This window comes from Lysinibacillus sp. NPDC093190 (genome assembly GCF_050280425.1).
In the GTDB taxonomy this organism is placed as follows: Bacteria; Bacillota; Bacilli; order Bacillales_A; family Planococcaceae; genus Lysinibacillus.
Window position 1 is genome coordinate 70567 of record NZ_JBNNVG010000003.1, and the last position, 24458, is coordinate 95024.

At 37.6% G+C, this 24458-nt stretch carries 26 protein-coding genes, 1 pseudogene and 2 other annotated features; of the genes and pseudogenes, 23 read left to right on the top strand and 4 right to left on the bottom strand.

Going from position 1 to position 24458, the window contains the following annotated elements; all coding sequences use genetic code 11:
* The first annotated feature begins 254 nt into the window (after positions 1-254).
* From ACQKOF_RS03895 to ACQKOF_RS03960, 14 genes are all read left to right on the top strand, one after another.
* The gene (locus ACQKOF_RS03895; RefSeq protein WP_427553895.1) at positions 255-1067 is read left to right on the top strand and encodes an alpha/beta fold hydrolase; all 813 of its coding nucleotides are present in this window, start codon (positions 255-257) and stop codon (positions 1065-1067) included.
* A gap of 43 nt (positions 1068-1110) precedes the next feature.
* Positions 1111-1677: a nucleotidyltransferase family protein gene (locus tag ACQKOF_RS03900; protein WP_427553897.1), complete on the top strand. Its 567-nt coding sequence runs from the start codon at positions 1111-1113 to the stop codon at positions 1675-1677.
* Positions 1678-1700: 23 nt separating this feature from the next.
* On the top strand, positions 1701-2183 hold the full coding sequence (locus ACQKOF_RS03905; protein ID WP_427553899.1) for a DinB family protein: 483 nt from the start codon (positions 1701-1703) through the stop codon (positions 2181-2183).
* A complete protein-coding gene (locus ACQKOF_RS03910) occupies positions 2165-2995 on the top strand; it encodes a helix-turn-helix domain-containing protein (RefSeq protein WP_427553901.1) in 831 nt (276 codons plus the stop codon). Before ACQKOF_RS03905 ends, ACQKOF_RS03910 begins: the two co-directional genes overlap by 19 nt.
* Positions 2996-3215: 220 nt before the next feature.
* Entirely contained in the window at positions 3216-4199 is a 984-nt protein-coding gene (locus tag ACQKOF_RS03915; RefSeq protein WP_427553903.1) for an ABC transporter substrate-binding protein, read from the top strand.
* A gap of 256 nt (positions 4200-4455) precedes the next feature.
* Positions 4456-5463 (top strand): FecCD family ABC transporter permease, encoded by a 1008-nt coding sequence (locus tag ACQKOF_RS03920; RefSeq protein WP_427553905.1) that lies wholly within the window; start codon positions 4456-4458, stop codon positions 5461-5463.
* Positions 5456-6487 (top strand): FecCD family ABC transporter permease, encoded by a 1032-nt coding sequence (locus ACQKOF_RS03925; RefSeq protein WP_427553907.1) that lies wholly within the window; start codon positions 5456-5458, stop codon positions 6485-6487. Before ACQKOF_RS03920 ends, ACQKOF_RS03925 begins: the two co-directional genes overlap by 8 nt.
* A gap of 29 nt (positions 6488-6516) precedes the next feature.
* Entirely contained in the window at positions 6517-7299 is a 783-nt protein-coding gene (locus ACQKOF_RS03930) for an ABC transporter ATP-binding protein (RefSeq protein ID WP_427554156.1), read from the top strand.
* Complete coding sequence (locus ACQKOF_RS03935; protein WP_427553909.1) at positions 7296-8075, top strand: alpha/beta hydrolase; 780 nt, start codon at positions 7296-7298, stop codon at positions 8073-8075. Before ACQKOF_RS03930 ends, ACQKOF_RS03935 begins: the two co-directional genes overlap by 4 nt.
* Before the next feature lie 93 nt (positions 8076-8168).
* A complete protein-coding gene (locus tag ACQKOF_RS03940; RefSeq protein ID WP_427553911.1) occupies positions 8169-8411 on the top strand; it encodes a hypothetical protein in 243 nt (80 codons plus the stop codon).
* Between the two features lie 23 nt (positions 8412-8434).
* Positions 8435-8641 carry an N-acetyltransferase gene (locus ACQKOF_RS03945; protein WP_427553913.1) on the top strand — a complete coding sequence of 69 codons (207 nt, stop codon included), beginning with the start codon at positions 8435-8437 and terminating at the stop codon, positions 8639-8641.
* A 7-nt stretch (positions 8642-8648) separates the two neighbouring features.
* The gene (locus tag ACQKOF_RS03950; protein WP_427554158.1) at positions 8649-9299 is read left to right on the top strand and encodes a hypothetical protein; all 651 of its coding nucleotides are present in this window, start codon (positions 8649-8651) and stop codon (positions 9297-9299) included.
* Positions 9300-9391: 92 nt separating this feature from the next.
* Entirely contained in the window at positions 9392-9874 is a 483-nt protein-coding gene (locus ACQKOF_RS03955; RefSeq protein WP_427553915.1) for a hypothetical protein, read from the top strand.
* Positions 9875-10023: 149 nt separating this feature from the next.
* Positions 10024-10536, top strand: a complete 513-nt coding sequence (locus ACQKOF_RS03960; RefSeq protein ID WP_427553917.1) for a YfiT family bacillithiol transferase — start codon at positions 10024-10026, stop codon at positions 10534-10536.
* A gap of 264 nt (positions 10537-10800) precedes the next feature.
* On the opposite strand, the gene rpmG is transcribed toward ACQKOF_RS03960, so the two are convergent.
* Positions 10801-10950, bottom strand: a complete 150-nt coding sequence (gene rpmG / locus ACQKOF_RS03965) for a 50S ribosomal protein L33 (protein ID WP_053481849.1) — start codon at positions 10948-10950, stop codon at positions 10801-10803.
* 169 nt (positions 10951-11119) lie between these two features.
* Between rpmG and ACQKOF_RS03970 the strand changes: the two genes are divergently transcribed.
* Positions 11120-12313 carry a GTP-binding protein gene (locus ACQKOF_RS03970; protein WP_427553919.1) on the top strand — a complete coding sequence of 398 codons (1194 nt, stop codon included), beginning with the start codon at positions 11120-11122 and terminating at the stop codon, positions 12311-12313.
* A gap of 24 nt (positions 12314-12337) precedes the next feature.
* Here the strand turns inward: ACQKOF_RS03970 and ACQKOF_RS03975 are convergent, their stop codons facing one another.
* Together ACQKOF_RS03975 and ACQKOF_RS03980 are read right to left on the bottom strand one after the other, a co-directional pair.
* Positions 12338-12880, bottom strand: coding sequence for an isoprenylcysteine carboxyl methyltransferase family protein (locus ACQKOF_RS03975; protein ID WP_427553921.1), 543 nt, complete (start codon positions 12878-12880; stop codon positions 12338-12340).
* 1 nt (position 12881) lies between these two features.
* Positions 12882-13964 carry a type III polyketide synthase gene (locus tag ACQKOF_RS03980; protein WP_427553923.1) on the bottom strand — a complete coding sequence of 361 codons (1083 nt, stop codon included), beginning with the start codon at positions 13962-13964 and terminating at the stop codon, positions 12882-12884.
* Between the two features lie 369 nt (positions 13965-14333).
* Between ACQKOF_RS03980 and rsgA the strand changes: the two genes are divergently transcribed.
* The 6 genes from rsgA to metG all read left to right on the top strand — a co-directional run bounded on the left by rsgA (position 14334) and on the right by metG (position 20572).
* Positions 14334-15410, top strand: a complete 1077-nt coding sequence (gene rsgA / locus ACQKOF_RS03985) for a ribosome small subunit-dependent GTPase A (RefSeq protein WP_427553925.1) — start codon at positions 14334-14336, stop codon at positions 15408-15410.
* A 43-nt stretch (positions 15411-15453) separates the two neighbouring features.
* The gene (fosM, locus tag ACQKOF_RS03990; protein ID WP_427553927.1) at positions 15454-15876 is read left to right on the top strand and encodes a FosM family fosfomycin resistance protein; all 423 of its coding nucleotides are present in this window, start codon (positions 15454-15456) and stop codon (positions 15874-15876) included.
* Between the two features lie 107 nt (positions 15877-15983).
* The gene (locus tag ACQKOF_RS03995; protein WP_427553929.1) at positions 15984-16517 is read left to right on the top strand and encodes a sigma-70 family RNA polymerase sigma factor; all 534 of its coding nucleotides are present in this window, start codon (positions 15984-15986) and stop codon (positions 16515-16517) included.
* Complete coding sequence (locus tag ACQKOF_RS04000; protein ID WP_427553931.1) at positions 16510-17523, top strand: DUF4179 domain-containing protein; 1014 nt, start codon at positions 16510-16512, stop codon at positions 17521-17523. The genes ACQKOF_RS03995 and ACQKOF_RS04000 overlap by 8 nt, the downstream gene beginning before the upstream one ends.
* Before the next feature lie 112 nt (positions 17524-17635).
* Complete coding sequence (locus tag ACQKOF_RS04005; protein WP_427553933.1) at positions 17636-18283, top strand: HAD hydrolase-like protein; 648 nt, start codon at positions 17636-17638, stop codon at positions 18281-18283.
* Between the two features lie 165 nt (positions 18284-18448).
* Positions 18449-18711 (top strand) — a binding site (T-box leader).
* A gap of 226 nt (positions 18712-18937) precedes the next feature.
* Complete coding sequence (gene metG, locus ACQKOF_RS04010) at positions 18938-20572, top strand: methionine--tRNA ligase (protein ID WP_427553935.1); 1635 nt, start codon at positions 18938-18940, stop codon at positions 20570-20572.
* A 175-nt stretch (positions 20573-20747) separates the two neighbouring features.
* Here the strand turns inward: metG and ACQKOF_RS04015 are convergent, their stop codons facing one another.
* A complete protein-coding gene (locus ACQKOF_RS04015) occupies positions 20748-22319 on the bottom strand; it encodes a 2-isopropylmalate synthase (RefSeq protein WP_427553937.1) in 1572 nt (523 codons plus the stop codon).
* Between the two features lie 143 nt (positions 22320-22462).
* Positions 22463-22700 (bottom strand) — a binding site (T-box leader).
* A gap of 291 nt (positions 22701-22991) precedes the next feature.
* Between ACQKOF_RS04015 and ACQKOF_RS04020 the strand changes: the two genes are divergently transcribed.
* Positions 22992-23741: an HAD-IIB family hydrolase gene (locus ACQKOF_RS04020; RefSeq protein ID WP_427553939.1), complete on the top strand. Its 750-nt coding sequence runs from the start codon at positions 22992-22994 to the stop codon at positions 23739-23741.
* A gap of 47 nt (positions 23742-23788) precedes the next feature.
* A pseudogene (locus ACQKOF_RS04025) lies at positions 23789-24344 on the top strand (HD domain-containing protein).
* The last annotated feature ends 114 nt before the right edge of the window (positions 24345-24458 follow it).

Below are 24458 nucleotides of genomic sequence, written 5' to 3' on the forward strand. Positions count from 1 at the left end.
TCCTTTAACGTTGTTAGTTAAAGGGTACGGGTAAACAATTTATAAATCTAATATATTATTTTTCGTTTTGTATAAAAGATATTTATACAAAGTACAAATGATTTTTTCTCTTTCACTATAAATACTACTCGAAATACAGTCCCCTTAAAGCTCCTCATGCTTACTTTCATCTGCTTAGCCCCTTTGAAATTGAACTGTAAATAGTTATTATTGTTATTAATGGAATTTATTATACACAGAAGGGGGTGGTAGGAATGAAACAAAATATCTATCAATGGGGCGACTCACAAAATCCAACTTTCGTCTTTTTACATGGGCTAGGGAGTACCGGCTTAGCATTTGGAGAACTAGCAAAACATTTACCAGAGTATCATATCGTATCCTTTGATTTACCTGGACACGGCTATGCAAAAGCCTTGGAAGAAGAAAAAGCTTATTTTCCTTCCAATTTGATTGAAGACATAGAAGAAACAATAAATCAGCAGTTAGGTAATAAATCTTATTATTTAATTGGCCATTCTTTTGGAGCTGATTTGGCATTACATTATGCCGCTAAATACCCAAAACGAATAAAGGGAATTATTTTGTTAGATGGTGGTTATTTGTCACCGAAAGATTTAGGCATAACATTAGAAAACGAATTACAAGATATAGAGAAATTTTGCGATGAAGAAAGATTCCCATCTTGGGACGTATTTTTTGAATCGGAAAAAGAAGAACTATCACGATGGTCAGTAGAGTTGGAAGAGGCATCAAAAGCTCAAGTTAAGGAGCTGGATGGAGAAATTAGACTAACGATTTCTACTTTTACAGGGCAATCTATCATAAAAGGTATTTATGCAGAACCTATCACAGATAAAGTTGAACAGGTGCATTGTCCGGCTCTATTGATACGCGCAACAAAACCAAACGAATTAGAATCTACTAGAAAGAAGAGTATTCAAATTTTGCAAACTAGCATTAAAAACTTGGATATTGAACCGATCGCTGATGCAGGCCATGATATTTTTCGTGAAGCACCTAAGGATGTTGCTAAAAAGATAAGAACATGGCTTGTGGATCATTAATTAGGAAGTAGTGTAAGCATTGGTATGACAAATTCAGAGGTGAATGAAGCTGATAAAAACAGAAGAAGAGCTAAAAAACTTAATTGCAGCAGATGAATGGATGATGGCTATTTTATCAACCGTAAAGAAGCTACAATTACCTGATTCATGGATATGTGCTGGATTTATTCGTACAAAGGTTTGGGATTATTTACATGATAAGGAACATAGAACACCATTAGCCGATATTGATGTGATATATTTTGATAAAGTAAATCGCTCAGAAAAATATGAGAAGCAGTATGAACAAGAATTGACGAAGTATTTACCGAATGAGCCTTGGTCTGTGAAAAATCAAGCGAGAATGCATGTAGTAAATAATAGTGAACCTTATCAATCATCTATTGATGGTATGGCTCATTTTCCAGAAATACCGACAGCTATTGGTGTGAGGCTTACTAATGGAATACTTGAAATAGCTGCACCTCATGGTATCAAGCACTTAGTTACTGGGATTGTCGCTCCTACACCATATTTTCAAAAAGGCTCTCAAAGGCATGAAGTTTATATGAATAGAGTTCGAAACAAGCAGTGGGAATTAAGTTGGTCGAAGCTACAAATTATCTACTAAAATGAAGCGAAGGAGCTAAAGGCTTGTATCACGATAAATATCAATTAATCTCGCATTATGAAAGATCTATCGTATTTGTGGAAAGTTTAGCAAACATAACCGAAGAACAATGGCGTATGCCTATAGAACCTGGAAAATGGACAGTAGCAGAGGTAATTGGGCATCTTACTCCATGGGATAAATTCGTAGTAAAACAACGTCTACCGTTTCTTTTTACAGAAGAAAGCTTACTAAAAGGGCCAGATGTAGAAGAGATGAATGCTAATGCAGCAAGGAATAGTTGTGCTCAAAGTAAAGAAGAAACGATAACTAATTTTATCAATCAGAGACATCAGCTAATTGACGCACTTTATCAAATCGTTGATAAGCAATGGCAACAGCCTTTTACAATAGGTGCTTCAGAATTAACACTTTACGGTTATTTTGCTAGTTTAGTAGATCATGATGTGCATCATTTTTCACAAATCCAGAATATAGGAGCTATAAAGTGGATATCAAGCATTTAATTGATTACTATGCACATGCGTCTGTAAGTTTTACGGATGTTTTTACAAATAGAATGGAGCCAGGCCAAATAGATATTGGTCGAACAACAGCCCCCGGGAAGTGTGGTTTGGTTGTGCCGCTTGCTGGTAGTGCTATATTTAGCTTTAACGGCATCCCTTATGCAATGGAGCCGGGTATGGTCGTGCATGCAGGGCCACAAATGTCAATCGAAATTAAAGTTACTAGCGATAAGGAATGGGAGTATGCAGTTGTTCATTATCATATCCCCCCCGAAGAAATACCTCAATATTCATTATCAAATCAGCACTTTTTAATCAATACAGGCTATCATACAAAAATTATTGACTATGTACAGCAGCTAATAGAAAGCCAAGCAATGCCAGGTAATATGTCAATATTCAAAGCAAAGACTCTATTTATGAATTTATTGGATGCCATTCTTATGTCGGCAAAAGTGAAGGTACTTGATACAGCTAGTGAACAGATGGAGCAAGCTTTACAGTATATACATGAGAATTATGCTAAACAACTTTCTGTTTCGAAAATTGCTGAAGAATTTGGCGTGGAGCGTCGTAGGTTTGCCTATCTGTTTGAACAGCATACTGGGATGAATCCTAGCGTCTACTTAACGGAATATCGCATACGACGGTCGAAGGAGTTACTAAAATATGACGATTCACCAGTAGCGGAAATAGCTGAATGTGTAGGTTATGCAGATTGTTTTTATTTTAGTCGAGTATTTAAAAAATGTACTGGAATGTCCCCAACAGCTTATCGGAAATTAATGATTGAGGAAGCTAAATACGTATAAAAAGTTGTTTCTTGACAAAAGAAGCAGCTTTTTTGTTGTTCAAAAATCGGCAAAAGTCCATGTGATTCATGAAATTGTCCATTCACAACTGCTTTTCTCTTTGTTAGGATAGTATCCATAAATGATAATGAATATCAATTAAAGCCATATATTCTATTGACTTATAATTGAAAATGATTATCATTATCAATATAATTATGTTTGTTAGGAGAGAATATCTATGAATAAATATTTTAAAATGTGTGCACCTGCTCTATTAGCTTTATCCTTGGCTGCCTGTGGTACGGATAAAGCAGAAGAGTCTACTGCATCTACAAATAATGCCGCAGCAACCAGTGCAACAGAAACGCAAACAAATCAAGCAAAAACACAGACGATTACATACTTAGGTGAAAAATATGAAATTGCCGCAGATGTCAAAAACATAGTAGCTGCAAGCTTAGAGTCTATGGAAGATGCGGCAATGCTCGGTATTAAGCCTGTTGGCGTGCTTGATATCGGTGGGAAAATTCCATCATATCTTGCTTCTGAATTTGAAGGTGCTGAGCTTGTTGGAAATAAAATGACACCGAATACTGAAGCCATTCTTAAACTTGATCCAGATGTTATTCTAGGTTCCTCAAAATACCCTGAGGAAATGGCTGAAAAACTCAATAAAATTCAAACGATGATTCCATATTCACATGTCTCTACAAATTGGAAAGAGAACTTAATATTACTTGCACAACTTTCAGGTAAAGAAGACGAGGCTAAAAAAATTATTGCTGATTATGAAGCGAAGGTTGCCGATTCTCAAGTGAAATCTAAAGAGCAGTTAGCGGACAAGCAAGTTCTAGTTATTCGAGTACGTGGTGGCATCATGTATATCTATCCTGCAGGAGTTTACTTAAACCCTGTTCTGTATGAAGATTTAGGGGCTCCAATACCAGAGGTTTTAAAAACTGCAAAGGCACAGGCTGAACTATCTCTTGAAACATTAGCAGAGGTTAATCCTGATGCTATTTTCCTTCAATTCGAGGAATCAGAAAATGCCGATGCACCAAAAGCATTAGAAGAGCTACAAAAGAATCCAATCTTTGCAAGCTTAAAGGCATCACAAAATAATCAGGTTTTCGTGAATGCCATTGAACCTTTAGCACAAGGTGGTACGGCATGGTCTAAGGTAAAATTCTTAGACATCGCAGCTGAAAAATTACTTAAATAGTTTAGAGAGGCTGGTAGTAGATTTGGTGGCATCACCAGGCTATTACCAGCTTTTTATAAGATAGAGTTTAACTTCTTTCAGCGAGTGTCCAAACATCCGCTAAAAGAAGTTAAAGCCTCCGGCGGATGTCGGAATCGGAAAGGAGTGCTTTGTGCAAGCACAAAGCCGATTCCGGACGCATTGTTTATCTGCGCGAAAGCGTAGCGGCAGCGGCAATTATGCCGAGGCATAATTGATATAGAAAAAGGTGTGGAAGTTGAAAAAAACAAACATTGTGGCATTTTCAATATTAGCAGTTTCTCCATTCCTAATTGCGATTGTGGCATTAGTATCCGTTATGTATGGCACAAAAGACATTAGCGCAATAACGGTGTGGCAGGCGATTACAGCATTCGATCCTTCAAATGTTGACCACCAAATTATACGAACTGGGCGTATTCCTAGAATTGCCGCAGTTTTATTGGTTGGAGCATTTTTAGCAGTAGCGGGGGCAGTGATGCAAGGTATTACACGAAATTATTTAGCCTCTCCATCATTAATGGGCGTTAATGATGGATCTGCATTTATGATTACGATAGCAATTGTATTTTTCCCAGGGCTTCCAAATTACCAAATGATCTTACTTTCAATGTTCGGTTCAGCATTAGGAGCAGGTATTGTATTTGGTTTTGGCTCTTTAATTCGAAATGGTTTATCACCAGTAAGGCTCGCCATTATTGGTACGGTCATTGGTACGTTTTTAAGTAGTATTGCTACAGCCATTGCGATGTATTTCCAAGTATCACAAACGGTAAGTGTTTGGTATAACACAAAGGTACATATGGTGGACATGGATATGCTCATGCTATCTATTCCATTTGGGCTAGTCGGTTTAGTTCTTGCATTATTATCAGCAAAAGCTATTACGATAACTTCACTAGGAGAAGATATCGCTATTGGACTTGGGCAAAAAACTAAATCAGTGAAAATTATTAGCATGCTTGCTGTTGTGTGTTTAACAGGTACGGCTGTTGCACTTGTAGGGAAGATTGCATTTGTAGGGTTAGTCATTCCTCATATTACACGTTTCCTTGTTGGAGTTGATTACCGCTTTATCATTCCATGTGCAGCTGTAGTAGGGGCGTTTTTCTTAGCGCTTTGTGATGTACTTAGTCGCTTTGTTAATTACCCATTCGAAACTCCAATCGGCGTATTAACGGCCTTGGTTGGTGTTCCATTCTTCCTATATTTAGTTCGTAAACACGGAGGTGAACAACGTGCGTAAAAAAACCTCAAGTGTATTCGTCATGACTGTTTCCATACTTATGTTATTTATTTTTGGCGCCGGCTATCTCCATATTACAAATGGTGTCTTTGATATGTCAGTGATGGATGTTTTAAAAACATTGCTGCGCATTGAAGCAAATCCAAAATTTGATCTTGTCATTTTTGATTTCCGTTTACCACGTATTGTCATTGCGGGATTAGTCGGTGTTGGCCTAGGGATGGCAGGGGTTGTGCTACAAGGTATTACGCGTAATGGCCTAGCGGATCCTGGGATTTTAGGGATCAATGCTGGGGCTGGTGCAGCAGTGGTTATATTTATGTTTTTCTTTCAATTACGTCTCACATCTGCAGATATGAGTAGCTGGTTATCCATTTTGATGATGCCGATTTTTGGATTCGTCGGTGGTGCGATGGCAGCAGTGTTGATTTTCTCGGTTGCCATGAAGAACGGCCATTTAGATATGCAACGGCTAATTTTAACAGGGATTGCGATTAATAGTGGCTTTGGGGCATTGTCACTGTTTTTATCATTAAAAATGAATGCTCAGGATTATGAAGCAGCCGCAGTTTGGATGGCAGGCTCTATTTATAATGCAAATTGGATTTTTGTTGTGACTATGTTGCCGTGGCTTATTTTATTAGGCTTTTATGTTCATCGGAAATCGTATTTGCTCGATTATTTTCAATTAGAAGAGGATAGCATTACTAGCTTAGGGATAGCAGTGGAAAAAGAGAAAATGAAGCTGTTATTGGCAAGCGTCGGCTTAGTCAGTGCTTGTGTATCGGTATCAGGTAGTATCGGTTTTATTGGATTAATGGCACCACATATTGCTAAACAGCTTGTTGGTATTCAACATCGTTACGTCATGCCAGTCAGTGCGTTGATAGGTGCGGGATTGCTTATTTTAGCTGATTTTATAGGAAAAACAGTATTTGCGCCATCTGAGCTGGCAGTTGGTATTGTTGTCTCGATAATTGGGATTCCGTACTTCTTATATTTATTAGTGAAATCGAAGGCATAGGAGGAAAAAGTGTGCAAACTGCATTTAGAATGGAAAATTTATCTTCTGGCTATGAGCAGGTTCGTGTGTTTGAAGGCTTGAATTTAACAATTGAAGAAGGAAAGGTTACGACCATTATAGGCCCCAATGGATGTGGAAAATCTACACTATTAAAAACAATTGGTCGTATATTAAAGAAGCAACAGGGCACGGTTTATTTACAGGATCAAAACATGCAAAATTTATCGACAAAGGAAATTGCGAAAAAGCTAGCAATCTTGTCCCAGACGCCTATTGCCCCAGGTCAGTTAAAGGTTGAGGAGCTTATTGCTTATGGTCGTTATCCACATCGAAATAACGTTAATCGCTTAACAAAAAAGGATGAGGAAATGGTTGAATGGGCTTTAAATGTAACAAATACGATGGAGTACCGAAATCGAGAGCTTGCTCAGCTTTCAGGAGGTCAACGCCAGCGTGTATGGCTTGCAATGGCCTTAGCGCAAGAAACAAATATTTTGCTATTAGACGAACCTACAACATATTTAGATATGGCACATCAGTTAGAGGTGCTAGAAATTGTGAAAAACTTAAACGAACAGCATCGTTGTACGATTGTTATGGTATTGCACGATATTAATCACGCGGCACGATATTCAGATCATTTAATTGCAATGAGGCAGGGAGCTGTAACGAAAACTGGAACACCTGAGGAAATTTTATGTGCAGATGTTATGCGGAACGTATTCAATATTAATGCACGTATTATGGAAGATCCAGTTACGAAAACACCAGTATGTTATGGCTATGATGTTATGAAGGAGGCCGACAAATGATTGAGGAGAAAATCGAGAAAACACTTGATTATGTGACGCAGCAAATTGTATCGAAGTTTACGGATTATACGTATACGGTAAATATTTATGTACCGAACGGAGAAGTACCAGAAGAAGGTTTTCCAGTCTTATACGTATTAGATGGATCGTCATATTTCCATCTTGTAAAGGAAGCGGTTCGCCTACAAAGTCGTAATGCACCTAAAACAGGAGTCTTACCAGCCGTTGTCATTGGCATTGGGCATGGTGCTGACATGCATGAACGACGATTTTATGATTTTACAGGACAAGCAGAAACGTATACTTATCCTGCAAGATTTAAAGGTAAGGGCCATGAGAAACATGGAGGAGCAGAGAACTTTAATAGATTTTTAGAGGAGGAGTTAAAGCCAAGTATTCGGGCTCAATTCCCTGTAAATATACAACATGAAGCACTGTTCGGGCATTCATTAGCAGGTTATTTTGTTCTTTGGCAATTATTTCATCATCAATCAAGCTTCCAACGTTATATAGCGATTAGCCCTTCTATTTGGTGGAATGAGCATGAACTATTAGGTTATGCGTCAAAATTTTTAAAAGAGCTTCCATTTGCTTATGAAAAATTATTCATCGGTGTAGGAGAACTGGAAACCTTTATGGTTGATGATGCGCAACAAATTGCGAGTAAATTACAGAAAATCATGGATATCTCCTTCTATGAAGCGTTGGAGGAAAATCATGCTTCAATCGTTCCAACTGTTATGAGTAGAGCAATACGTTTTGTGAACAAAAAATAAATAGTAGTGACCGCATTATCTTATGTAATGCGGTTTATTTGTGGTTAAAGATGCATTATAATGTATTTTTAATCACAAAAGGAGTGTTGACAGATGAACATTATTTTAGCACAAGTAGAGGATGCTTCAGTAATTCATAATGTTATGCTACAGGCCTTTAAAGAGTATGAACATGTAACACCACCATCAAGTGCACTAAGTGAAACGATTGAATCGATTGAACAGGCGATGAAGAAAGGAGAGCATGCCTTCATCGGATATATCGATGAACAACCTGTTGCGATGGTAAGATTTACACTTAGTGCTCAGGGGATTTATTTTTTAGATTATCTGTAATTCCAGTAAAGCAAGGACAAGGATTGGCTAAAGCATTAATTGCTGAGCTTGAACAATTCGCATGGGCGAAAGGAAAAACGATTAGCGAATGTAAAGTACGTATGAGTGTACCAAGAAATATTGAGTTGTATCGCTCATTAGGTTATGTTGTCACAAGAGAGGGCAAGGCAGAAAATCGTAACGGTTTCTCTCTTTCTGTAGCGACAATGGAAAAACAGCTTACGAATTAGGGGGGGACTGCTCTTGAGAAAAAAGCTTGGCTGTTTACATGCACATCATTCAAATATTGAGTGTATAGAACAGGCATTTCAAAACATTGAGAACGTAGAACTAGTCCATTTTGTGGATCCAGGTCTTATACAGCAAGTTTCGAAAGGGACTGACGGGCTAGCTTTTAAGGTTAAAGAGCAACTTGAATGGATGGAAAGTTGTAATATGGATGCTATTTTAATAACGTGTACGAATTATATTACATTGCTAGAGGAAGAACAGCTGAAACTTTCTATTCCAATTATTAAAATAGATGAGCCGTTCTTTGAAATAATATGTGAAGAAAAACAGCCTCAAACGATTCTTTTTACAAATTCGGAGACTGTGGAAGGAACGTTGAAAAGACTGCAGCAATACGCTGAGCAACATGAAAAAACTTTAGATGTAGTAGCAAAAGTTGTCGACAATACTTTTGAACTGATTATGCAGGGGAAAAAGGAAGCGTATAATAACACTATTAGACAAACTCTTCATCATCTAGCGGAGGAGCAACGGCAAATTTCAGTTGCGCAACTTTCAATGGTTGAAGCCGCACAGCAATTCGAAAAAGAATCAACGTTAACGATTGCTAATCCGCTAAAGTCGTTAGTTAAATTTGTGATGAGAGCTATAGAATAGTAGTTTATGTAAAGTTTTCTGAATACTCTGTAACAATTTGCGCGAAAAATTCGTTTCATAGGAAATAGCCATAACTTATAGGGAGTGTAGTAATGGGGAGATGGGTACTAATTGTAACGGTGTTGTTATTGTTGGTAGGCTGTTCAATGAATGAGAAAGCGGTTGCTCTGCCAAATGATTTACCTGATTTTGTGCAGGAAAATGACTTTAAATCAATTGATTGGGACAAAAAGGCAGTAGAATTTGGAGAGAGAGGTATTATTGGTAATGAGGATAAATCAGGTGTTATCGGGTCCAATATACCGAGTTTAAACACTCAAAAATGGATGTGGCATCTTTGGGGAATTGAAGAAGGTCATAATACCAAGTTAACAATTGTCGGGTATCATAAAGATTCTAAAACGGTGTATCCCATCTTGGTAGATGGTTGGACTATAGGACTTGGTGGACCTGTTAATGGTGCAGATGCTCATACACCTTCAAGTGTGAAAATCCCAAAACCTGGTGAATGGGCAATTTTACTTTATACGAATGGAAGCTATTTTGATACGTTAATTTACGATATTAATGAATAGAGAATGAATAGTTCACACGATGACCCTCGTTTTGTAAGCTGAATTTCTTACAAAATGAGGGTTTTGCTTAAAACAATTAAAGCAAATGGCGTAAAAAATATAAAATTGGTAATATGAAAAGTAAGAAAATAGAAATGGAGGAGAGCTACATGACCGATTTACGATATCCAATTGGACAATTTCAATTTCCGGAAGTAGTTACAGCGCAGCAAGTAAAGGAATGGATTGTGGATATTCGTCTATTACCGAAACAACTAGCAGAGGCTCTTAATGGAGCAAACGAACAAGCATTAACAAAATCCTACCGAGAAAATGGCTGGACGGTTACGGAGCTTGTCCACCATATTGCAGATAGTCATATGAATAGCTATATCCGTTTTAAGCTAGCTTTGACGGAGGATATTCCAACGATAAAGCCTTACAATGAGGAAGATTGGGCAAAGCTTCCCGATTCAGAAATGCCTGCCTCAACATCGTATAAAATGATTGAGAGCTTACATGAACGTTGGGTTTATTTGCTAACAAGCTTAACAGAAGAGCAATTACAACGAGCATTTAATCATCCGGATTCAGGATTAATGACACTTGAAAAAGCTGTAGCCTTATATGCTTGGCATGGAAAGCATCATCTTGCTCATATTAAAAATGCTTTGGCGAAATAAATGCTCAAGTAAATAAGGTATTGGTTCAATCAATGGATTTTGAAAAGCAGTTGATTCATAAATTACACTTGCTTGATGATTTGGACCACAAATTGAACGAGCTAACTATAGAAATAAATACTGATAAAACTGTATAAAGTGTGTTGTTGAAGGCTGTTTCAAAAGCAAGAAAAGGACTTTTGAAACAGCCATTTTTATGTTATTAGAGAATTCTACATAGTTGTAGAGCAATCATATCATGCCTTGTTCAGATTAGGTATAATATTATTTCGTTTCTCGGTGCAATGTAACTCTTTTTAAGCGCGGGGAATATTTCTTAAGCTCCAGCCTTTCAGGATTAGTTCGTTTGTTTTTTGTAGTGATATAGTTTTTATCACCTGTTTCTGTACAGGCTAATGTCACTTGTACACGCATAAAATAACCTCCTTTTAAATCGTAATAATTACGCTTTATACATTATTATTTTTATTGAAATATGTCAATATCGTATTTCTGCAAAGTTTTTAGCGTTGCATTTTGTAGGATTCTATGTTTTAATTACAAACTGTAAACAGTAATCATTACGATTTGAGGAGTTGTGAAAATGACAAGAAAAATTCCAGTTACAGTTTTAAGTGGTTATTTAGGTTCTGGTAAAACAACAATGATGAATCACATTCTACAAAATGAAAAAGATATGCGTGTAGCTGTAATCGTCAATGATATGAGTGAAATTAATATTGATGCAGAGTTAATTGCAAATGGAAGCGGTATTTCACGTACAGAGGAAAAATTTGTAGAGTTATCGAATGGTTGCATTTGCTGCACGTTACGCGAGGATTTATTGCAGGAGGTTGAGCGTCTCGCGAGGCTCGGTACTATTGATTATATTTTAATTGAGTCGACAGGGATTAGCGAGCCAATACCCGTTGCCCAAACGTTTAGCTATTTAGACGAGGAGCTAGGTATTGATTTAACAAAGTTTTGCCAGCTTGATACGATGGTGACTGTTGTAGATGCGAATCGCTTTTGGCATGATTTTCAGTCAGGGGAAAGTCTATTAGAGCGTAAGGAGGCGGTCGGTGAATTGGATGAACGGGATGTTGCTGATTTACTCATTGAGCAAATCGAGTTTTGTGATGTCCTTGTATTAAACAAATGTGATTTAGTATCAGGTGAAGAGCTCGAAAGATTAGAGAGTATATTACGTGCTTTACAACCCGAAGCAAAGCTAATTCGTTCAATTAACGGCATTATAGAACCATCAGAGATTTTAAATACTGGACGCTTTGATTTTGAACGAGTATCGGAATCGGCTGGTTGGTTAAAGGAATTAGAGCTTGGTCATGAAAATCATACACCTGAAACGGAGGAGTACGGCATTTCTTCGTTCACCTATATCCGTAGAAGACCCTTTCATCCAATGCGTTTTGTAGAATGGTGTGACCAGATGCCGGAAACGATTGTTCGAGCAAAGGGGATTATTTGGAGTGCAAAGCATCAAGATGTTGCATTATTGCTATCACAGGCAGGCTCATCGGCAAAAATAGAGCCCGTTTCTTATTGGGTAGCTGCTTTACCAAAGGAACAGCAGCAGGATGTTTTCTTGCAAAGCCCCGAGGTACTAAAGGATTGGGATGAGGAATTCGGAGATCGCATGACACAGCTTGTTATAATTGGCGTTGAATTAGATAAAGATTCGATTATAAAAGAATTGGACACATGCTTATTAACGGAAGAGGAGTCTAATAATTCATGCGAGGGTCTACAAGATCCGTTCAATTGGGAATGGCATTAAAGATAAAAACAAAGAAGATTTCGGCTAGGATTCCGAAATCTTCTTTTGAAATATATGATTATAATTTGTAGCATCTCGCAAAGCTTTTTCCTCAATTGGAATGCGTACGGATAGCATTGTCACATTTAAAAGTGTAAAGCAAAATGCTGTGAAATATGCTTGAAACATTAAAGGCAGAAGAATAATTTCTAAGCAAACCACAGCGTAATTTGGGTGGCGCATAAATGTGTAAGGGCCTTTCCGTACAACTTCTGCATTGGGTAATATGAGTATTTTTGTGTTCCAAAAAGACCCTAATGAACGAATACACCAAATGCGTAATGCTTGAACAGCAATAAATAATATGAACAAAAACGGAAATAAAGGCGATAAACTTTTATGATTAGTAACTACTTCAATAATTAAAAATAGGAAAAAACCGGCGTGCAAAGAAACCATATATGGATAATGAGAGGAACCAACTTCATATGCCCCTTGTGAAAGCATCCATTTTTCATTGCGTTTTGCAATGAAAACTTCTGTCAATCTTTGTAGAATGACGAGGATTAAAATAATATAAATAATCATGCTACTCCCTCCATTTAAGTAATACAGCTTCAGCACAGAAGCCAGGGCCGAGAGCGACGAGCAAACCAGTATCCTCTACTTGTCCTTCGTTTAACATAAATTGCTCCAATACATATAGCACCGTAGGAGATGACATATTTCCATGATATTTTAATATTTCCCGAGAAATGTCGGTTTTTTGGGGAGCTAGATAAAGAGTATCTTCATAGGCTTTTAATACTTTTTTACCGCCAGGATGTGCTATGAAATGGTTAAGCTGTTCACTGTATAGTTCATGTTCCAATAAAAATTGTTCAATGAATGGGCCGAGCCAATTGGTGATTATGGCAGGAATACTTTTCTGAAAAACGACATGTAGACCATTATTTTTAATATTCCAGCCCATAACATTTTCTGAATCTGGCATCCATTTAGAGCCAGTCCCGATAATAGCAGGTATTGATTTTTTTACTGCGATATTCACTTCATCTCCACAGACGAGTATACATGCTGCTCCATCTGCAAAAAGAGAGGCACCGATTAAATTACTTTTTGAAAAATCATTCGGCTGAAAGGTTAGACTACAAAGCTCGACACAAACGACAAGAACTTTTGCTTCTGGATGGGCACGACAAAAATCATAGGCTCTACTAACACCTGCCGCACCACCAGCACAGCCAAGCCCCCAAAGAGGAATACGTTTAAGCCTGTCTGAAAAAGGAAGTTTATTCATAACCCGTGCATCAATACTTGGTGTGGAGAAGCCTGTCGTACTCACAAAAATGATGGCATCAATGTCTTTAGGAGAAATCGGTGATTGTAAAAATGCTTCATTTTGTAAACATGCTTGAATGACGTCAATGCTATATTGTGTAGCTAGCTCAATATATAAATCGTTACGTTCCTCAAAGGAATGATCAGTACGATGCCATTCTGGTGGTACACAAAAATGACGTGTTGCAATACCACCATTCTCAAAAACTTTTAAGTAACGTTCTAATTTAGGGATTTTTGCATGAAAAAGCTCCTTCGTTAGCTCCTCTGCGTTTGTCTGCTGTAATGTGTACGGTGGTTGGTATGTACTGATAGAAATGATTTTTGACAATTCAACATCTCCTTCGCAACTAGTGGTCTTGTTCATTGTATGCAGGAAGGTAGGGGGTACATGCTTGTTAGATTATGATTGACAATTTAAGAATATTTTGCTACATTGAAATTAACTAAATCGGAAGTAGGTGATGTGACATGATGAATAGATCCGTTTTTAACGAACTGCAATTCGGTTTGTTCAATTTCACACGCCTAAAATATATAAATTGACCACGCAGTGTATTTAAATCACAATTGTGGTGATTTATATATTCCCTTAAATGTGCCTGTGAACCTTGTACTGCCGAATTGCGCAGAGACAAGGTTTTTTGTGTTTTATTTTCAATTGATGACAAACGATATGCACATTTAGGAGGAAAACAAATTGAATTTAACAACTTTAGGATTTTCAACATATTTTGAAGAGCAAATGACTGGATTTAAACAGGAGGCTAAGCTAGCGAACTGCGTGCCTGCTAGGGTTACCTTAGAGCATAAGCATTCTTATCGTGTACTGGCTGAAGAAGGAGAGTGGCTGGCAACGATTGCTGGACATTACGCGTATACATCATTAGCACGTGAGGATTTCCCGGCGGTTGGAGATTGGGTGCTTGTTGAGAAAATGCCGGGTGAGGAAAAGGCGATTATTCATAAATTGTTTACACGAAAATCAGTCTTTTCCCGCAAGGCCGCGGGATTGGAAATACAAGAGCAGATTGTAGCATCGAACGTTGATATCGTGCTTCTTGTTATGAGCTTAAATGCAGACTTTAATATTCGTCGTTTAGAACGCTATTTAGTAGCTGCGTGGGATTCGGGTGCGAAGCCAATCGTTGTATTGACGAAGGCTGATCTCTGTGAAGATGTTTCTAGTAAACTACGTGAGGTTGAGTCTGTAGCGTTTGGTGTGGATGTTTTTGTGACTAGCGCTCTGTCAGGCGAGGGCTTAGAAGATATCCGTGCGCTATTTACGGAAGGTGTGACAGGAGCATTACTTGGCTCTTCTGGCGCAGGGAAGTCCACTTTGACAAATGCTCTTAGTGGTGAGGAGCTTATGAAGGTTTCGGATATTCGTGAAGATGATGCGAAAGGGCGCCATACAACAACACATCGTGAGTTAGTTTTATTGTCAGGTGGCGGCTGTTTAATTGATACGCCTGGAATGCGCGAGCTGCAGTTATGGGATCAAAGTGATAGCTTATCCTCTAGTTTTCGGGATATTGAGGAACTTTCTGCGGCCTGTCGTTACAGGGATTGTACACATCAGAAGGAGCCGCATTGTGCTGTACAGCAAGCAATTACAGATGGCGTTCTTGAACAATCACGTCTCCAAAGCTACTTTAAATTGCAAAGAGAGCTTGCGTTTATCGAACGCAAAACGAATGCTCAAGCAAGACTAAATGAGCAACGCAAATGGAAGCAAATTGCGAAAGGCTTAAAGAAAGGCAAAAAATCAAATTAAGAGTGAGCAATTTATCGGCGATTTCATAGTTGGGGGCACGAAAATGACAATCCAAAACATAAATCATTTATTATTTTCAGTTTCAAATTTAGAGGAATCCATCGCATTCTATGAAAAGGTTTTTGACGCAAAATTATTAGTGAAGGGTAGAAGCACAGCCTATTTAGATGTAAATGGGCTGTGGCTTGCCCTGAATGTAGAAAAGGATATTCCACGCAATGACATACATCAATCCTATACACATATAGCGTTTTCTATCCATGAGGATGATTTTGAAGACATGTATGAAAAGTTAGTCCAGTATAGTGTCAATATTCTGGAAGGCAGACAAAGAGATGTAAGAGATAAAAAATCGATTTATTTTACAGATCCAGACGGTCATAAATTCGAATTTCATACAGGGACTTTACAGGATCGATTGGATTACTATAAGAAAGAAAAAATGCATATGGAGTTTTTTGATTAATATTAAAAAATAGGTGTCTCTATCTTTAAGAGGAGGACATCTATTTTTTTTGCAACGTTTTCCTTTTCTCAAACGACTTTAAAGTGTAACCAGAAGGAGGAGATTAGGTGGATATAGAAAAATTGGTTAAGAGCGCAAAAAGGGGGGATGATGAAGCATTTGAGCAGTTGATTGCTTTAATGCGCGAGAAATTGTATCGTACTGCCTATTCATATGTTCGAAATGAACAGGATGCGCTTGATATTTATCAAGAGTCTATTTATAAAGCTTATACAACATTGAAAACATTAAAGAATCCAAATAGTTTTCCAGGATGGATTAGTAAGATTGTGGTTTATAAATCTATAGATTTTATTAGAAAAGATTCAAGAAAATTCACTCCAGGAGATGCGGAGTTTTTTGCAGAGATAGCAGGAAATCAAAATATGGAGAATGTTACTTATTCAATGGATTTAAAAGAGGCTATTGAAACATTAGATGATAAGTATAAAACGATTATGTGGTTACGCTTTTATCATGATTTTTCTGTCAAAGAGATTGCAAAAATGCTGGGATGTCCTGAAGGTACAGTGAAATCCTATATTAATAGAGCTAAGAAAGAGTTAAAACCAATCTTAAAGGAGGGCTACTTGTATGAGTAAGGAAAATAATAATCAATCTATTGATCGTATCGATATTCCACTTCAACAATTGATGATGAGAGAGCAGGCGGCAATAAGTGCAGCAAAAAGGAAGAAGCGGATCATTAGAATTATAAAACCTCTTCTTGTTGCCTGCGGATTGTGCATAGCGCTACTAGGTTCGGGATTTTTCTCCCCTACAATAGCTACTGCACTTACCAATGTACCTTATATTGGAGCCATCTATGCTGAGTTTGGGGATATTGCAGCTAAAAAAATTGAACAAAAACATTTTATGACAGAAATAGGAAAGAAGGATACTCATGCAGGTCTTACAATGGCTGTTGAAGAAGCGGTATATGATGGAAATAGATTAATAGTTACGGTTGCATATACAGGGCAGAATGGTGTTTCTTTAGAAGAAGAGAATGTAGGTACTAATATGCTAACTGTCAATGGGAAGCCAATAGATGTTGCGGTAGGTTCTACAGGCCAAGATGATATAGATAAAAACACAATTATTGAGCATCATGAATTAACGTTATCGAATACAGATATATACGGGGATAAAATTGAAGTAGCCTTGGATGGGAGAGATTTATTTGGCTACAAAGGTAATTGGCATGTGGATTTTACTCTGGAAAAATTAAAGGAAGAAGTTATTAACTTCTATCCAAATGTAAAATCTAGTACTAACAATGGGTTATATAAGTTAAACGTTGCACAGGTATCATCCACACCGCTATCGACACGTATAGATGTCCTAGTAGATTATCCAAGAGAACAGGATAGAAATGATAAATGGCCATTTTTTGAGTTTGAGGTAATTGATAGTGAAGGGAAGTTATATGATAGCGCAAATATGCAAATAGGTGCAACCAAGGATTATGGACATCATATTATTCTAGTACTGCCTCCTATGGAGAAAATGCCAAAATCATTTACACTTAAACCAGGTAAGGCGGATGAGCAAGGTTATTGGAAAGAAATAAAGGAATTAGAAATGATAGTACCCTTAGAACCTTAAAAATATGGAGCCCCTTTTAGTTTAGGAAACTAGAGAGGTCTCAAAATTGTATAATATTAACGAGAAACAATAAAAGAGGAGAAAACGTTAATAATACAGAAGGGGTGATTTTATGAAAAAAGCTATTATTTTTGATATGGATGGTACTTTATTTCAGACAAATCTAATATTAGAGCCAGCACTATCGGCAACGTTCGATGTGTTACGTGCAAAAGGCTTGTGGCAGGGTGAAACACCAATAGAGAAATATCGCGAAATTATGGGGGTTCCATTACCTGTTGTCTGGGAAACGTTATGTCCTATGCACGCGCTAGAGACACGTGAAGAAAGCAATGCATTATTCCATGTTAAACTTATTGAACAAATACGGAATCGCCAGGGCGCATTGTATCCAAATGCAGAGCAAACACTTGCTACTTTGGCAGAAAACTATGATTTATTCATTGCCAGTAATGGACAAACCGAGTATTTACAAGCAATAGTAGAAACCTACCAATTGCAGCGTTTTATCAAAGGTACATATAGTATTCAGTCTATTTCGAGCGGTCATAAATCTGATTTAGTGAAAAAGGTAATCGAGGAAAATGCCATTGAACGCGGAGCAGTTGTAGGTGACCGTTCTTCTGATATTCAGGCAGCTCATGACAATCAGTTACTCTCTGTTGGTGTACGATTCGACTTTGCGCAGGAAACAGAATTGCAGAAAGCAGACATAGTCATCGATGATTTAAAAGAGCTACTTTATATAAAGATAGGATAAAATTTTATCGACTACATTTTCTGATTTATCGAGAAGATTGAATGATTTATCACCCAACTTTTTTGATTTATCGCCTAACTTTTTCATTTTATCGAGAACTTTCAGTCATTTATCGACATGCATTGCAATTCAAGGGTAGAAAGAGTAAAATGGTGGAAATCTATAGTAAAAGCATTGATAAGGAAAAGTAAATTGGGTAAGTATTATATAGAGAACCTCTGTTGGTGGAAATGAGGCCAATGCCCCCTTTTGAAAATGACCTTTGAGCTTCGTGCCGAAAGCAAGTTTGCGAGTAGATTACGACGAGATGGGCACTCGTTACAACAGCGGCAGTATCTCTCATTATTAAAATGTAACGTACTGATGGAGGCAAATAGTGTGAGCTATTTGTAAATATAGGTGGTAACACGGGTATACTCGTCCTAATCAATTTTGATTAGGGCGTTTTTTTTATCTTCATTCAGGGCTTACCTGAATGAAGATAAAGCCTCCGGCGGATGTCACGGATTTTAAAAGGAAGAATTGTGCTAGCACAATTCAAAATCCAGACGTATTGTTTATCTGCGCGAAAGCGAAGCGTCAGCGGCAATTACACCGAGGCGTAATTGATATACACTTTTTTGTACACTTTTTTTTCGAGGGGAGCAACTTAGGATGACAATCGTTATTGGAGGCGCGTGGCCATATGCAAATGGTTCTTTGCATTTAGGACATATTGCCGCATTATTACCAGGTGATATTTTGGCTAGATATTACCGACAAAAGGGCGAGAAGGTTTTATATGTTTCGGGAAGTGACTGTAATGGCACACCGATTTCTATTCGAGCTGCACAGGAAAACACGACAACGGAAGCAATTGCTGATCATTATCACGAGGAGTTTACAAGGTGCTTCAAAGATTTAGGATTTACCTATGATTTGTATACGAGAACAGACGCTCAGCACCATCATGAATCTGTTAAGACAATTTTTTTACAGCTACTAGCGAACAATTTTTTATACAAAAAGAAAATTGAACAAGCATATTGTGAAACGGACAAGCAGTTTTTGCCGGACCGATTTGTAGAGGGGATTTGTCCAAACTGTGGTGCGAAGGCGCGTGGTGATCAATGTGATAATTGCTCAACAATTTTAGACCCGCTCGATTTAATCGATAAACGCTGTAAAATTTGTGGGAATGAGCCAATTATCAGGGAGACAGAGCATTTTTATTTTGCTTTTAGTCAGTTTCAAGGGAGGTTGGAGACTTATTTAGCGGAGGCAAAGGCGGAAAAACGCTGGCGAGACAATGCTTTAGGTTTAACAGAACGTTATTTGGCAGAAGGGGTTCCGGACCGCGCTGTAACAAGGGATTTACCAAATGGAATAGACGTGCCTGTAGCAGGTTTTGAAGGCAAAAAAATATATGTGTGGATTGAAGCAGTAGCAGGTTACTTAACAGCTAGTATTGAATGGGCAAAACTGCATCAAATAGCGATTGAAGATTTGTGGAATGAAGAAACGATTTCGTATTATGTGCATGGTAAGGATAATATTCCGTTCCATACAGTTATATGGCCAGCCATTCTTATGGGTATAGGAGCAAAGGCCTTACCTACACATATTGTATCAAACGAATATTTAACATTAGAAAAGCGAAAATTATCGACGAGCCAAAACTGGGCGGTATGGGTGCCTTATATTTTGAGTCAATACGATGCAGATTCTATTCGTTATTTTTTAACAATGAATGCGCCAGAAAATCGTGATACTGATTTCTCATGGCGGGAATTTATTTATAGTCATAATGGCGAATTACTTGGCGCTTATGGTAATTTTGTCAATCGAACATTGAAGTTTTTAGAAAAATCGTTTGATAGCAAAGTGCCTCAAGCCGAGGTAGATGACACTATCCGAAAACAAACGATTCAGTTGTTTAATGATGTTGGGATTCATATAGAAGCGGGTCATTTTAAACAAGCTTTAGAAGCTATTTTTGAATACATTCGTGTGGCGAATCGCTATTTTGACGAGCAGCAGCCGTGGCTACAGGTGAAAGAGAATGTAGAAGCTGGTAATCGAACATTAGCAACGTGTGTTTATATTATTGCTAATCTTGGACAGCTGTTGCATCCATTTTTACCGTTTTCAGCTGAGAAGGTGAGAAAAATGTTAGGAATAAACGAAGTGATGTGGCATGAGCAAGTGGACTTACCAGCAAGCATTAGCGAAGTGACACCACTCTTTGAACGTCTTGATGTTGAATTGATTGAAGAGGAATATCAAAAGTTGGTGGAGGGCAGTCGATAGCGAAAATGAAAGAGGCTGGGACAGAACTCGATTATTTTGAAAAATAGCGAAAATAGATAATAACTTTTTCGCTTCGATGAGTAGAGTGTTCCTTCCTAAATCAAAAAAATGTTAGACCGAAATACAATCGGTCTAACATTTTTTCTTTTTGTCCCAGCCTCTTTTAACTATTTAATTAGTTCATAACAGGCGTTAATTTAGCAACAACAATACTGTTGATAGCATTAATATAAGCTAGCGCACTCGCTTTTAAAATATCTGTATCCGCAGCTTTTGCGATATATTTTTCATCTTCATGCTCGATTGTAATTTTTACTTTACCAAGCGCTTCTTTTCCACGAGAAACGCTATTGATATTATATTCTACAAGTTTCACATCAATGTTTGTAATTTCCGCGATGGCTGAATATAGGGCATCAATCGGACCTGAGCCAACTGCACTTGCTTTAAATATCTCCCCGCCTTTACGTACTTTCACACTTGCTGAAGGGAAGCTAGCGTTGCTGACGACTTGTAAATCATCGAAGTCAAAGAACTGATCACTATAATGAGTAGCATTAGCATTGTTTGCGTCATGTTTTTCATAATAGCTTTCCACAATAACATATAAATCGTGATCGTAAACTTCTTTCTTAGCATCAGCAAGTTTCAAAAAGCCTTCGAAAATCCCTTCAAATTCATCTGTAGAAAGATTTGAGAAGCCAAGTTTTTCAAGGGCATTTTTCACCGCGTGACGCCCGGAGCGAGCTGTCAGAACAAGCTCCATATCATCAAGACCTACATCTTCTGGATGTACAATTTCATAGGCATCGCGAGATTTTAGAAGGCCGTCTTGATGAATACCAGAGGAATGGGCAAAAGCATTATCCCCAGTAATTGCTTTGTTTACTTGTACATCTAAGCCCATAAAGCTTGAAACAAGGCGAGACGTATTCATAATTTCTCTTGTGTTAATACGCGTCTCAGCATTGTATACAGAGCTACGTGTTTTCAACGCCATGACGACTTCTTCTAATGCTGCATTACCTGCGCGTTCACCTATGCCGTTAATTGTACATTCTACTTTATCTGCGCCGTTTTTAATCGCAGCAAGCGTGTTAGCAGTTGCCATACCAAGATCATTATGACAATGGACACTTAGTAAAACGCTATCGTCTAAGTTTTTCATACGTTCATTTAGTTTATAAATCATTGCTCCGAATTCTTCCGGTTCTGCAAAGCCGACTGTGTCAGGTACATTAATCATTGTGGCACCAGCCTTCATGACAGCTTCAATGGTTTTCCAAAGATACTCAAAATCAGAGCGAGATGCGTCTTCTGTGGAATATTGGACTTGTGGTAGAAGAGTTTTTGCATATTTTACTGCATCAACACCAATCTGTAGAATCTGATCCTTGGATTTACTAAATTTTTTCTTAACATGAATGTCAGAAGTACCAAGCACCATATGAATCATAGGTTTTTCAGCGTATTTTACAGCGTTATAAACAGCATCAATGTCTGCCTGTACAGCACGTGCTAAAGCAGTAATCATAATGTCACTTGTATGACCAACTTTTTGTGCGACAGCTTTAACTGCATCAAAATCTCCTTGTGATGAAGCAGGGAAACCAGCTTCGATAATATCGACGCCTAATTTTTTGAGTTGCTGAGCAATCTCTACTTTTTCGTATAAATTCAGTTTTGCACCTGGCACTTGCTCACCATCACGTAAAGTTGTATCAAACACCCAAATTTTTCTTCCCATTTTCAAACACTCCTTTTGTAGTAGTTGTCATTATATTGATATTGTCTCTGCTTTGAACCGTTACTCTGAGGCTAGAGACGAAATCCACACTTAGGCCAATAAACTTTTTGGAATCAATAAAAAAACCCGCCTCTATATAAAAATATAGAGACGAGTTTATGCTCGCGGTACCACTCTAATTGACCTTCTCCTTACAGAGAAAGTCCCCTTATCGACAGCTATCACTGTCTATCCTGTTAACGGAGGAAACCGACGTCCCTTACTCAAAGTTCAGGGAGTGGCTCATGGGCGAGTTCAAAATGTGTGTCTATCGGTTTTCACCAACCACCGACTCTCTACAAGTACACTTGCATTCCTACTATTTCCAATCTTGGCCTACAATAATGTGTTGTTGAAAGCAATAATACTTCGATATCTCTTGAATGTCAACAATATTCTAAAAATTATTTTTTTTCTGTCTTATAAGATGCTCAATAATTTATTATGAAATCGATCCATTTGATAATGAAAAAAACACTCTTAATTTTGGATCATCGGACGCCCCCAGGAAAGCCCCAAGCCGGAACGGAAATCAACCCCACGATATGGTGATTCACTTTATTTTTCACAATCAATGTAAATATTTATGAGATAATAAATGGGCAATTAACAGTTTAGAAAGAGGGCGTGACAATGAAATTTGTATTTGATTTAGACGGAACGATTTGTTTTAAGGGTCAACCATTAAGTGAAGGAATTAAAAATGCTCTAGAAGCTTGTATAGAGAATGGGCATGAAATCATTTTTGCATCAGCTCGTCCGATTCGTGATTTATTGCCTGTATTACCTGAAACAATGAGGAAATTTCCAATGGTAGGGGGAAATGGTGCATTTGTTGCACGGAACGGAGAAACTGTTGAGGTAACAGCATTTGAAGTAGAAATTGTAGAAGAGATTCAAAATATTATTTCTACCTTTCAACTACCTTATTTAGTAGACGGTGATTGGGATTATGCGTATACAGGTAGTGAGACACATCCAATTTATCAAAATTTAGATCCACTAAAGCTTGCGAAAAACGTGTCATTACATGAACTAAAGGATATCGTAAAAATTGTTTTATTTCCTGGAGCGCAACGTAATGAAATAGTAGGTGAGCTAAAAAAACTACCAATCTCGTTATATGAACATACATCCGAAAATATTGTAGATATGAGTCCTAATGGCATTGATAAGTGGAATGGCTTAATGAAATTAGGTGTCGCTGAAGGTGAATTTATCGCATTTGGTAATGACACGAATGATGCGTCGATGTTTGCAAAGGCAAAAGAAAGCGTTTGTGTAGGTGAGCATAAAGTACGTGAGCTTGCATCCTTACAAGTACCAGGTGAGGAAACGGCAGTAATTAAAATGTTAAGTGTATTAAATGAAAAGTATAAATAAAAGGTGACAACAATGGACTTTTACGTAATGTGTTAAAACTATTGCATATGGCGGAAGGCTTAAAGTGTGAGCTATGACATAGTTTGCTTTCAGATGGGCGACATGAAAGTGCTGCTGAACATACGTGGCGAGTAGCATAATGGCTGGCGGTGGCTATAGAAGAACACTTACTACAAAAAATTAATAGAGAACGTCTATTAAAAATAATTATTATACATGGTTTAGTAGAGGTTTATGCAACTGATATTCCAGCACTTGCTACGATGTATAATGCTGAACTAAAAATAGAAAAGAGACAAAATGAAATTCTAGCGATTGAAAAAATAAGAGATATGATAGGCAATGACACAGGCCAACAGTTTATGATTTGTGGTTTGAATTTGAACATAAAGATACATATGAAGCGAAATTGGCAAATGCTTTAGATAAACTCTAAGTCTAAATTCACTACAATGAAGTTACCATTGAAACATGGTTACCGATTAAGCATGAAATGAAATTTTGGCTAGGAAAACATACTGATTTTGATGAACTGAGCTTAAGAATCTAATTGAAGCGGAAGGTGCAAAGAAATTAAACCAAGCGGGTTTTAATTATAATTAAGTGTTATTTAGAGAAAGATTACGAAGTAAATAATGAAGATACCGAGGATTACTAGATTAGAATTATCATCCTAAATCGTATTTAATTACAAATACATTTTCAGCTACATTTTTA